A 12,644-nucleotide genomic window follows, 5' to 3' on the forward strand; every position below is an offset into this window, starting at 1 on the left:
GTTTTATTTTGTTTGTGTTTAATTTCCTAGGTTATATACGATGTTTAATCCTGCGTTTATAGCTTGTCTTGGGAAGGTCGTCGATATCGCGTAGTTAAACGTTTGGTGATTGTAATAGAACGAAGCTGTTAAGTTTCTGCTCAAATTGTAATCTGCCAAAAATTTAATTCCGAACAACCGCTCTCCACCGGTCACCTGATTGTTGTTTGTATCCACACTTCTGATGAGGGTGAGGTTATCGCGCAAAGAGATATCTGCTCTTAAATTAATATCTCCTTTCAACGTTTCTTTCTTCCCTGTAAATCGGGTTACAAATTTAACATCTCTGATCTTATATCCAAATCCAATTACGTATTCTGTACCATTTATATCTGTAATGGTATTGTTATTGAAGTTCAAGGTTAAACTTCGGTCTCTTCGAATCTCCCCTTTAAACGAAAAAGAGTTTTTCATTCGGAAGTCCACTTTAATCAGCGGTGAGAACTCATCGATCAACGTTGCCGAGGAAATAAGTGTTTGCGGTTGCCAGTTTTCCGAAGTATTCAAGCCTGGATTACTCGCGTCTCCATATTGTAAATTGTTGGTGTAATTCCCTATCGTATACGACGATTTGTACCCGTGGGTAAGTGTAAATGATGAGAAGTTCTTTTTGAACCATTTAAAGCCCATCAACCCGTTATACCTCAAGGTCCAGTTCGGAATCGGGATGTTTCTGAAAATTCCTGTGTTTACCGAGTTAGGATCCGTACCTGAATAGGCCGCCAAGAACGCTGGTAACATTACTTGTTGCCCATTCGATTTAAAGTTGCCTACAGCCAATCCTGAACTCGCCGCTAGCCTAGTCGTAATCGATTGTCTGTATTGACGGAAATTTTGGTAAAGCGTTTCTCCATCTGTAAACATCGTTCCTAACATAAAGTGACTAATACTGAAGTTTCCAGTTTCAAAAGCCTTGATATTCGGATTTTGTTGGAAACCTCCACTTCCATCCGGAATGATATCTAGCTGCTGATTTAAGCGACTTGTACGAATTCTGTTACCACGTAAATCGATGGTTAAGTTCTTTAATGGCTTAATCGAAATATTGTAATCTAACTTATTGTTACTGGTTCTTCCGTAATTTTTACTGTAATACGGATCTCCTGGGTTACTCGTCACTAACCAATTGTTTTCTATGGCTGTCTGTAAAATATCCGATTGACTACCAAAAACAAATCCTAAGGTCGGTGCCTGTCCTCCTTCAAAGTTGTTTCTTCCTAAAAATCCAACTGAAGGCTTGTATCCTTGAAGTAAGGTACCGTTGTTTTGGCTATAACTAATTTTAGCGCGTTTCACTGAAGTTAGCACATCGTATAAGCCTTTAAGTGCCTTTTGCCCAATGCTCGCGTTTTTCTTGAGCTTGAGTTTTCCGGCCGTCTGTTGGCTACCCAATTTGATAGATCCTTTTTTAACTGGAGCTTTCTTAGCCTTTTTTACCAAGAGCTTTTCGAGATTCAAAATCTTGTAGAACCTTCCAAAGTCAATGGTCGTATTGATATTGTGAGTATTCGCATTCTGAATCATGTTACCTACCTTATCGACAACGCTCTCTGCAGAAGCTCTCCAGTCAAAATCGGCTGTATATCCGTAATCTGCGGTAACAAAACTCAAATACGGTAATTTGTTAATCGGAATTTTATAGGTCGCATTGAGCTTTTGTTGGTAGCTATTAGGCCTACCAATATTGAAAAACTTATCGTAAATTTCTAAATCTTCATTGCGCCCAAAACCGTCGTAGATATAGTTATTGTTCGCATTGAAATTCAATTGGAGCGATTTGGTCAAGTCAAATCCGATAGTATAATCCCAATCAAACAAGAAGTTGCGCTGTTTCAATTCTGGTTGCGCCGGTAAGCCCTCGATCAAGTTTCTAGAGCGTTGCGTACTGTAGTTTCTCGTAATTCTCGAGTTAACGGCAATCGATTTCGGAACCGGATTGATGTTTAGATCTCGTATAAATCGCAAGTATTTACTGCTAAACGTTTTCGAGTTTTTAAACGGCTCCACAACAAATGGTTTAAAGTTAAAGCTGTAGCTCGCTCCTGCCATCAGGTTTTGATTGACGTACTTTTCAATATTGTAATCTTTGTGAAACTCTTCGTTAAACGAGTACGATACTGAGAAGTTCTCCACATCGTAAAACTTTTGTTTTTTCTTACTCTCCGGATTTCTATTCTTTTTTACATTGATAAAACTAATACTCTTTCTCCTCGTGTAATCCTGAGCATTTTTACTATTTGGGTTTTTATCAATCGCATCTTTAAGTTCTACATCTTGAAACTGTGGATCGTACTTCGGGTCTTTAAATTCTTCTCCGTAACTATAGCTCATCGGTACTTGTAAATGCCATTTTTTCGGCATCATTTTTCCGAGCTGTACGTTAGTTGCTACGTTGTACTGTTTTGTTTCGTGTAAACTGCGCTGTTGAACGCGGTCTTCTACATTTCCAAATCCAATGGTAGACATGCGCCCTCCTAAAGAGATATTTGCTACATCTGCTAGGTTGGCATCGGCATTCACCACTGCGGCCCATCCGCCTTTGTTATCAAATCCCACTGAGCGCAATTCGTTAAACCACACTTCAATAGTTTTGGTTGACGAGGCGTTGTTTTTTACTCCCAGCGTTACCGTGCGTACCTGTGCCAAGGTAGGATTCCCTTTAACAGAAATCTTTAGTCCATTTGAACTAGTACTCGAGTACACTGCTGTAGCACTCCCTGTACGTTCTACTTTTAGGTTCGCCAGTTCCTTGACGATAACGTCTAAATTATTTTCTTCTGGCCATACCTCCAAAGGTGAACTGTTAGAAGTGGACAGCTTTAATGGTTTTTCAATTTCGTAATAGTTATCCTCTAGGTCGGTTCCTAGTCGGATTACTGCTGCCATTTCATCATTAGAAACTCCCCCTTGAATGGCTTGGGCGTGTAAAAACATGCGTAAGTTTTTATAACGACGCATATCAATGGAGATGTTTTTATAAATCGTTCTCGTTTCTCCCGCAGGTAAATTTTTAACGCGAACGGTTACTGATTGTTCATTTTGTCGTTGAATACGGTTAGTCCCCTGCAATTGCTCACGTTGAATTCCCGGAGGCAGTTGGTAGATATCACCGTTTTGTTCGATGTTTACCACTCCTAATTCGAAGTCACGTAAGTCACTAGGGTTAGTTAAGTTTTTAGTGTAACGACGCCAATCACTACGCACCAGTTCTAGCTCTGCAAAACGAAGTACAACAGGCATTTTAAACTGAGTTACGAACATACGTACGAATCGGATACTATTAAAGTCAGAAATACCATTAATTGGCGTACCTCCTTTTACTGGAATTCTGAATTGGAACCAACGTGTAGAACGCGTAGTTCCATTTGTCAAGGTTACTGAACTCGTTTTAACATCCACGATATTGTTAAATCCAATTCCCTTGTTTAACTCTGCACTACTCAACGGAATCTCGTATTCGTAATAACTACTCACTGGATTCATGGTCTGATCCTTGTTAATATCTTCCGTATCGGGATAGGTAGTGGAAGACGTAGGATAGCTCTCCTGTGATTGCCCTGGAGTCGGTGAGTTTCCTTGGGTATTGTTGTAATTTTTATACCTCGATAAAATAGAAGCATTGGCTGCATCTAGCTCGCTTCCTCTAAAGAATTGGAAGTTATCTCCTGATGGATCGGCAAGTGCGCGATATTCTGCTGGGAAACCAGTTCCCGTTCCAAAATTTGCTTTTTCCTCCGCATCGTTCAATCCGTCCAAACCGACATCCTGATTAACGCGCGCATTAGGATCCGACGCAAACGCGTATAAAATGGATGGATTGATAGGAGTATATCCCCAAACAGATCCACGTACATTCGAACCGTTGTTCTTTGCACCGTCTTCCGGAAGTCCGTTTTCGTATTGCTTACTACCGTCACGTAAAATATCTTCCGAAATATTTCCTAAGTTGATAAATAACTTCCCTTGATTGGCTGGATTTTTTGGGTCTACCCCTGCTGGCAATCCTTCTTCCGCAGTAATCGAATAATTATCATACGGATCCATTAACCAAAACTGTATGTACTCAACGTTGGCTTGCTCAAAATTGTTGGTCGTTAGTGGGCGCATGATTCCCCCCCAAGTTTCTTCGGGTTTTTTCATGGTCACTTTGTTGTTGGCCACATCAATATCAACATCTGCTGTGTTGGTATTGTAGTTATACGGTCCACGTTCATTAGGATAGTAAGCTAAATCAAGCGTACGAACAATATTTTGCTGGGTGATATCTAAGTCAATATTGAAGAGTTCTTCATAACGAATTTGACGAACCTCATCACGGGCCAATTCATTCTCATCAATACTTCCCGGTCTGTTAGTCGTTCCGTAAAAAAGTTGATCTACGTTATACCAAGCAATCTTTGAACGTTTATTGTTGTAAGCCAAGTTATTTACGAGCGCTCCTTCTGCTTCCAAACCTTGTGATTCCGGTGTACTCGCAAGTGTCCATTGTTGAGGAGCACTCAGGTTAATCGGTATTTGAGAAGCTTCAAAATCGTCTAGATAAGAGGTCGCTGTTCCGTTTACATCAATTCCGCTCGGTGAGCCTGGTAGTAAGTAGGCCATATCGGCTCGAACAGAAACCTTTGAAGGGGCATCTGTTTCAACAAAAGGTAACTTATTGGCTAACTTCGTTAAATACGGTACCTCCGATGAATAATCCAAATTGAACCCGAGCATGGTATTGTCAATGGGTTCACCACCAAAATTCACTTTTGGGGTAATCGGGCGTTCCGTCACATTTAAGAAGGTACCTCCAATGGTAAAATTCTCATTAAAACGATGTTCTACATCAATACCGATAAAGGTTTTTCGCTGTTGATTAAAGAAGGTGTTGTTTTCAACAGTTGCATTAATCGGAGTTCCTGAAGCCTCTAAACCTGGGTCCAAAATTTGAACGCGTCCCAGCTGATAATCTACTACGTAATCAACTCCCTCCACCAAAACACGGCCTCCGGCAGTAACTTTTACAGATCCTCTCGGAATATTGAAAGCTCCAAGAGAAATCCCTCTACTCGATTCCGTTTTATAGTATCCTTTTAAGAAGAATTTGTCTTTGTTTTGGTATTCGTTTTTGGCCTGAATTTTCGTGGTCAAATAAAGCTCGTTGAAAATGTACTTAGTTCTATCGGCAGTATTTAAACTCGTATTCAAATAAGACGGTGTTCCGAAAGGTTCAGGATCTGGGAATATGATATACCCTTTGTCTGAACTTACCGTTGCTCCTTCTACATAATCAAAATAACCATCTCCACCTGAAATAACCGATTGACTCTGATCTAAGCGATCAATGTGAAATATCTGCATTAAAGGTCTTTTCGCTAAATCTGGAGTACTTGCATTCTGTAAGGTGTTTTGCAAGGTTCCCGTTTGATCGTCACGGTAGAGTAGCTCGAAACGAAATCCTTCTTTTCGCAGTGGATAAGCTCCAATGGCATAGATATTTTTCATCATCAAACGCCAAGTAGGAAATGCTTTGCTAGGATCTGTAGGTCGAGTAGTGGTTAAAATCTCACTGCGCAAGAGTTTCACTACTAAGTTTTTTGGAGCTACGACCCCATCATTCGAAAATTCACCTACCTTAAAAACCGTTTGGGTAGAAGAAGCTGCCCCTTGAGTGGCTCCTACTGCGGTATATTCATAGGCTACCGCGAGTACTTCTCCATCATTCAGTCTTCTATTCAACGAAATATATCCTAATTGCGGATGCAATTTATATTCATTTGATTGTAGTTTTCTCGCATTTTGTAAATATGAGAAGTCCGTTCCTTGCGTTACTGGAGTAATTCCGACCCCATTAAAGGCATTTTGAATGGTTGCCACATCACGTACAGGTCCGTTATCAGTAAGTAACTGGCTAATTTTATTCACCTCGTTATACGGTAAATTTTTACCTGCAGCAGTGATTGGCACTACGGTTGGATCAATTACGGTATTGTTTACGAGATTGTCAGAGGTGGCCGAGGTATTTGATTCTCCAATATCCGCTGCAGCGACTATACTTCTGTAGTCCGTAACACTTTGCGTTCGGTTAGTCACCCAAACTTCAATACGCGTAATATTGATAGGACTATTGATCAGAGGATAATCTTTCAATGCCTCGGTATAGTTTTCTCTAAAATACTGCGATAAAAAGAAGTGTCGATCGTTGTCGTAATCTGTAGCTCGCAATTCAAAATCTTCTATGGTGGCACCTCCTTCGGCTACCACAGTTCTCGACTGAGAATTTTGCTGTGAGAAAGCTGCAGTCACACGGGTTTTCCCGAATTGAAGTTCGGTTTTTACCCCAAACAAGGCCTGTGCACCGTTGATCAAGGAGTTTTTAATAGGCATGTTAATATTACCGGCATCAATTCCTTGAATAATATCGTCTTCCGTTGGCGTGTACTCCAACTTGATTAAATTTTGGAAATCAAAAGTACTCTGCGTATCGTAATTTGCGGTTACTTTTAATCGCTTACCAATTTTCGCCTGTAAGCTAGCGCTAATTTGTTGATCAAAATCAAAGGTAAAACTACTTTGTTGATCGATGGATATTTGAGGGTTTTCATTATTTTGATACACCCCTCCTAGTTTGATATTTACCTGACCTCTCGGGATGACCTCTACGGTATTTCCTCCGAATACAGATTCAAAAAACTTAGAATTTACATAGTATTTTGGCAATAAATTCTTTCTCGCCTTCTTTCCTTTTTTCTTTCGAGAATCTGTAGCGTCAATTTTTTCTTTAAAATACGACTTGATATCGTTTTTTAAACGGTACTGTTCGTACTCTCGGGGAGTCATGTAAATAGGAACACCTACGAAGTAATCACCAATTTTTTCTACAATCATGAACTTGTTGAGCGCCTTGTCATAAGTTACTTGGATTTTGGAGGGGTTGTTCAAAAACAACTTCCCTTTCTGATTGTACTTAAAATTGTATTTCAGCGGTATTACTGTGTCTTTTTTTTGACCTTGGGTGTTATTAGTAGTACCACTTTGTGAAAACGAAACAACACTTACTAATAAAGTAAGTGCTGTAAATAATTTATTCCTAAATGACTTTTTCAACTCTCTTATAAGTTTTTTAACGCCAGTTTAATAAGCTGTTCTACGCTAGCTTCTGGAGTTTCTTTTAATACATTATTCACAACTTTTTCGGCTTGCTTTCGAACAAATCCTAAAACCTCTAAAGCAGATAACGCTTCTTCTTTATTCGTATTGTCTTGTACTACAGAAACTTCGCCTAAATCAAAGGTTTTTAAAATTTTATCTTTCAAATCAACAATCACTCGTTGCGCTGTCTTGGCTCCAATTCCTTTTACTGATTGGATTAGTTTGACGTTTTCCGATGCGATTGCTTGTTGAATTTCCTCTGAAGTCATTGACGAAAGCATGGTTCTGGCAGTACTAGGACCTACCCCAGAAACCGATACTAGAAGCAAAAAAACTTCGCGTTCTGTTTTGGTACTAAAACCGTATAAAGTATGTGCGTCATCTCGAATGAACAGATGTGTGTACAACACGACATTCTCCTCTACCGGCAAGGCAGAGAACGTTTGTAAAGAAATATGTACTAAGTATCCAACACCGTTGCAGTCTATCACTACATCGGTTGGATTTTTTTCAACAAGTCTTCCCCTTAATTGTGTAATCATCTATTCCTTTTTTTTCGCGTTGTCTAAAGTAGAAAAATTATTTGTTTTTAAAAACCCTCGTTATCAAGGTCTTTAGAAATATCGTCATTTTGTTGTTGCAAGGCTTTGTTTTGAGCATCTACCACTGCCACAGCAGCCATATTTACCATTTCGTCAACACTTGCTCCTAATTGAATTATGTGTACCGGTTTACTCATTCCCAATAAAATAGGCCCTACAGATTCTACACCGTCTACCTGCTTCATGAGTTTGTAGGTAATATTTGCCGCTTCGAGATTCGGGAATATCAAAACGTTCACTTTTTTACCGTTGAGTTTCGAGAATGGGAACTCCTTTGCTAACAACTCAGGATTCAAAGCAAAATCAGCTTGTAATTCACCATCTACCACCACATTCGGATAGTTGCGGTGAATATAGGCTACTGCTTCACGGATTTTTTTAGAACTCTCCGATTTTGCAGATCCAAAATTAGAGAACCCTAGCATTGCTACATTTGGCTTCATTCCAAACATACGTGCCAGTACCGAAGTCAACTGTGTAATCTTTGACAAATCTCTGGCAGTTGGGTTGATATTAATCGTAGTATCTGCTAAGAATATCGGACCTTGCTTGGTCAGCATTAAGTTCGTCGCTGCCACACGGGTTACACCTTTGTCTTTTTCGATGAGTTCCAACATCGGTTTCACCACAGAAGCATAAGGTCGTGAATACCCCGTTATCAAGGCGTCTGCCTCTCCAGTATTTACCATCATTGCCGCAAAATAATTGCGTTCACGCATCCATTTCTCAGCTTCAAAGAAAGTAATTCCTTTACGCTGACGCATTTCCCAGAACAATTGTGCATAGCGCGTTCTGCGCTCCTCTTCTTCGTCAGTTTTCGGATCGATGATCGGAACGTCACCCGAGAATCCGAGTTCTTCCATCAATTCTACAATCACCTGTTTTTTACCTAATAAAATTGGCATTCCCAATTTCTCTTCGTAAACACGCTGTGCAGCTTTCAACACATCTAAGTGATCTGCCTCTGCGAACACGACACGCTTAGGATCTTTTTTAGCTCTATTGTGTAATAAACGGATTTCCTTGCTTCCTGTTCCTGAACGATCCATGAGTTCCTCACGGTACTTATCCCAATCCAATATTGGCTCTTTAGCCACTCCTGACTCCATGGCTGCTTTGGCAATTGCTGGTGGAATTTCATAAATCAATCGAGGGTCAAAAGGTTTCGGAATGATGTAATCTTTCCCGAACGATAAGCTCACCTCATCGTATACGATATTTACTTGCTCTGGCACGGACTTCTTCGCTAAATCAGCTAAAGCGTGTACCGCTGCCATCTTCATTTCTTCGTTAATTTTCGTGGCGCGAACATCTAGGGCTCCTCTAAAGATAAACGGGAATCCTAAAACGTTGTTCACCTGGTTAGGATTGTCCGACCTACCGGTTGCCATAATGATATCATCACGAGTTTCAATAGCTAAATCGTAGGCGATTTCCGGCTCTGGATTTGCCATAGCAAACACGATTGGATTTTTAGCCATAGACAATAACATTTCTGGTGAAACGACATTTCCTTTTGACAATCCGATAAACACGTCTGCATTGTGCATTGCTTCCTCGAGAGTGTTGACATCTTTGTCTGTTGCAAACTCCGCTTTTTGCGAAGTTAAATTATCGCGGTCTTTACGGATAACACCCTTGCTATCACACATGACAACGTTTTCGCGTTTAGCTCCTAAAGCTAAGTAAAGACGAGTACATGAGATTGCTGCAGCTCCTGCTCCATTCACTACTATTTGTACCTTTTCTATGTCTTTCCCATTAATCTCCAAAGCATTTTTAAGCGCCGCTGCAGAGATAATCGCCGTTCCGTGTTGATCGTCGTGCATTACAGGAATATCGAGTTCTTCCTTTAAGCGCGTTTCGATTTCGAAGGCCTCTGGAGCTTTGATATCTTCTAAATTAATCCCTCCAAAAGTAGGTGCAATAGCCTTTACAGTCTCTACAAATTTATCCACATCTGTAGCGTCTACTTCGATGTCAAAAACATCGATGTCTGCAAAAATTTTAAACAGTAACCCCTTCCCTTCCATTACTGGCTTAGAGGCTTCCGGACCGATATCTCCCAATCCGAGTACAGCAGTACCATTCGATATTACTGCTACTAAATTACTTTTCGAAGTGTATTTATATACGTTGTTTTTGTCTTTTGCAATTTCTAAACAAGGTTCTGCTACCCCTGGTGAATAGGCCAGTGACAAATCGTGTTGTGTCGCGTACTTTTTAGTAGGTACAACTGAAATCTTCCCTGGTTGAGGCTTAGCATGATACAACAGTGCTTCACGTCGTTTTCTTGATTCGCTCATAATACTTTGTTGTTTGTTTGAACCTGCAAATATACGGTTTGTAATGAAGTAAAATAATTTGCAACATGATAAAAGTCATATTTAATTCGCATTAATTGATAGACTTTTGTTCCGTAATAACCAAAAAACCAAAAGTATGGAAACGACCCCGCGACAAATTATCGATGAAGAAGTACAATGGGATAAAACAAAAACTATTGTCAGTAAAACTGATTTATTCGGAACCATCCTCTACGCAAATGAGGTATTTACCCAAGCCTGCGAATACTCAGCTATTGAATTAGTAGGAGAACCTCACAATATCATCCGACATCCCGACATGCCTAAAGTTGCTTTTAAGGCCTTGTGGGATGCCCTAAAAAAAGGACAAAATTTTCACGCAATTGTAAAAAACCTCACCCGTACTGGAAGGTATTATTGGGTAATTACCGATTTTACAATTGACAAAGACGAAAACGGAGAAGCGATCGGTTACACCGGTAGACGAAAAGCCGTTCCGGAAGGCGTAATTCAAAAAATTGAACCGCTATACAAAACCTTATTAGACATCGAAAAATTGAAAGGCGAAAAAGCGAGTGAATTGTATTTTAACGCTTATCTCAATGAAGAAGTCGGCAAGAGTTATAACGAATTTGTAGTAGACCTCTTTGAGGAAGAAAGCAAAAAAGAAAAATATCAAAAAGAAAAAGATACAAAGCCCGAAGAACAGAAGAGTAATTTTAAGAAGGGATTGCACTGGTTTTTCTTCGGAGACTTTGAATAATTAACTATTTTCCTTAAGTATATCGTTGATATTTAACATAGGACGAAACCCGAATCATTAGGGGTTTCTCCTATGTTTTTTGTTATAAAAGAGTTATTTTTGTTTTAAAATTAAAACTCATAAAAGCAATGAATACTAACTTGTCCCCCAGACCCTCAAAAATTATTGATGAAGAAGTAAAATGGGATAAATCCCAAATTATCATCAGTAAAACTGATTTACACGGAACCATCTTGTATATGAACGACGCTTTTGAAGAAGCCTCTGAGTACAACAAAGTGGAACTTATTGGTGAACCTCACAATATTATTCGCCACCCAGACATGCCTAAAGTGGTTTTTAAAGTGTTGTGGGAATCCTTAAAGAAAGAAGAGAATTTTCATGCCATTGTTAAAAACTTGTCGCGTACAGGACGTTATTACTGGGTGATTACCGATTTCGAAATCGAACGAAATGAAGCCGGTGAAGCTACTGGATTTACTGGACGTCGTAAGGCCATTCCAGAGAGTGTTATCAACAAAATTGAGCCTTTGTACAAAACCTTGTTAGAAATTGAACAGGTGAAAGGTGAAAAAGCGAGTGAATTGTACTTCCAAGCATTTTTAAGCGAAGAGGTTCAAAAAGGATACGATGAATTTGTCGTGGATTTATTTGAAGAAGAAATGGCAAAAAATGCGAGTCCAGAAAATGAAAAAGAAAACGAGAACAATAAACTTAAAAAAGGATTAAACTGGTTTTTCTTTGGAGATTTTTTATAACATACCGATACTTATTAAATAGCAAACCATCTGATGTACAATTAGGTGGTTTTTTTTTGTATAAATTGGATGTTTCTCGACAACCCAGCGAATTTTGTTCGTTTAACGGCCGATTTTTTAAATACTTTACTAAAGGTCTCTTGCGTGAGTTCCTGCCAGTCTCGTTTATCCATTTCCAACAAGCCTTCTTGAGGTTGAAATAAAGGTTCCTGATGCGGTTTTGAAAAGCGGTTCCACGGGCATACATCTTGACACACATCACAGCCAAACATCCAATCGTCTAGCTTATCTTGAAACCCAGTAGGAATTGCATCGCGCAGTTCTATGGTTAGATAGGAAATACACTTACTTCCATCAATAGTATTGTTGGGCAAAATAGCCTGAGTAGGACAGGCATCAATACAACGCGTGCATTTTCCACAGTGGTCGGTTTGAAAGGGAGCATCGTACTCCAATTCCAAATCGATAATCAGCTCAGCTAAAAAGAAAAATGACCCTTGCTGCTTTTGAATGAGCAGTGAGTGTTTTCCATTCCACCCCAACCCAGCACGTTCCGCCCAAGCTCGCTCCAAAACGGGAGCAGAATCGACAAAACACCTACCGGAAACTTCACCTATTTCATCGTTGATGAGCTGCAACAACTCGCGCAGCTTTTCTTTGATTACAAAATGATAATCCTGCCCATAAGCGTATTTTGACAACTTATAACTCTCCGAAACCTGTTGTTGCTCTGGAAAGTAGTTATACGATAATGAAATGACAGATTTTGCACCGTCAACTAACAACCTCGGATCTAAACGCTTGTCGAAGTGATTGGCCATATAGTGCATTTCACCTTGGTATCCCTCCTTTAACCACGCTTCCAACCGCGGTGCTTCAGCTTCCAAGAAGGTAGCTTCGGCTATACCACAGCCCAAAAAACCAAGCCGAGTTGCTTGTTCTTTAATAAACTGAGAATACCGTTGCTTTTGTGTCACCTTACAAGATTTTAAAATGCAAAATTATCAATTCTTTTATTTTTATAGTTTTCTTAGCGCTATCT

6 protein-coding genes are annotated in these 12,644 nt (G+C 39.7%); 2 read left to right on the forward strand and 4 right to left on the reverse strand.

From position 1 onward, the window contains the following. Positions 1 to 18: 18 nt before the first annotated feature. From sov to ACKTS5_RS19110, 3 genes are read right to left on the reverse strand one after another with little or no spacing between them, the layout of a single operon-like run. Positions 19 to 7,128, reverse strand: coding sequence for a T9SS outer membrane translocon Sov/SprA (sov, locus tag ACKTS5_RS19100; RefSeq protein WP_408045486.1), 7,110 nt, complete (start codon positions 7,126 to 7,128; stop codon positions 19 to 21). Positions 7,129 to 7,133: 5 nt separating this feature from the next. Next, positions 7,134 to 7,715, reverse strand: coding sequence for a Holliday junction branch migration protein RuvA (gene ruvA, locus ACKTS5_RS19105; protein ID WP_408045487.1), 582 nt, complete (start codon positions 7,713 to 7,715; stop codon positions 7,134 to 7,136). A 47-nt stretch (positions 7,716 to 7,762) separates the two neighbouring features. Next, on the reverse strand, positions 7,763 to 10,081 hold the full coding sequence (locus ACKTS5_RS19110; RefSeq protein ID WP_408045488.1) for an NADP-dependent malic enzyme: 2,319 nt from the start codon (positions 10,079 to 10,081) through the stop codon (positions 7,763 to 7,765). Positions 10,082 to 10,217: 136 nt separating this feature from the next. Here ACKTS5_RS19110 and ACKTS5_RS19115 point away from each other — a divergent pair, with 136 nt between their 5' ends. Both ACKTS5_RS19115 and ACKTS5_RS19120 read left to right on the forward strand, forming a co-directional pair. Next, on the forward strand, positions 10,218 to 10,844 hold the full coding sequence (locus tag ACKTS5_RS19115; protein ID WP_408045489.1) for a PAS domain-containing protein: 627 nt from the start codon (positions 10,218 to 10,220) through the stop codon (positions 10,842 to 10,844). Positions 10,845 to 10,972: 128 nt separating this feature from the next. Next, on the forward strand, positions 10,973 to 11,602 hold the full coding sequence (locus ACKTS5_RS19120) for a PAS domain-containing protein (RefSeq protein WP_408045490.1): 630 nt from the start codon (positions 10,973 to 10,975) through the stop codon (positions 11,600 to 11,602). A gap of 41 nt (positions 11,603 to 11,643) precedes the next feature. Here ACKTS5_RS19120 and queG read toward each other — a convergent pair whose 3' ends face one another. Beyond that, the gene (queG, locus tag ACKTS5_RS19125) at positions 11,644 to 12,579 is read right to left on the reverse strand and encodes a tRNA epoxyqueuosine(34) reductase QueG (RefSeq protein ID WP_408045491.1); all 936 of its coding nucleotides are present in this window, start codon (positions 12,577 to 12,579) and stop codon (positions 11,644 to 11,646) included. Positions 12,580 to 12,644: the final 65 nt, after the last annotated feature.

It is taken from the genome of Tenacibaculum litopenaei (assembly GCF_964514025.1).
GTDB lineage: Bacteria > Bacteroidota > Bacteroidia > Flavobacteriales > Flavobacteriaceae > Polaribacter > Polaribacter litopenaei.

Excerpts from the sequence above, each read along its gene's own strand:
- ruvA (WP_408045487.1), bottom strand. The coding sequence starts at position 7,715 with ATGATTACACAATTAAGGGGAAGACTTGTTGAAAAAAATCCAACCGAT.
- ACKTS5_RS19110 (WP_408045488.1), bottom strand. The coding sequence starts at position 10,081 with ATGAGCGAATCAAGAAAACGACGTGAAGCACTGTTGTATCATGCTAAG.
- ACKTS5_RS19115 (WP_408045489.1), top strand. The coding sequence starts at position 10,218 with ATGGAAACGACCCCGCGACAAATTATCGATGAAGAAGTACAATGGGAT.
- ACKTS5_RS19120 (WP_408045490.1), top strand. The coding sequence starts at position 10,973 with ATGAATACTAACTTGTCCCCCAGACCCTCAAAAATTATTGATGAAGAA.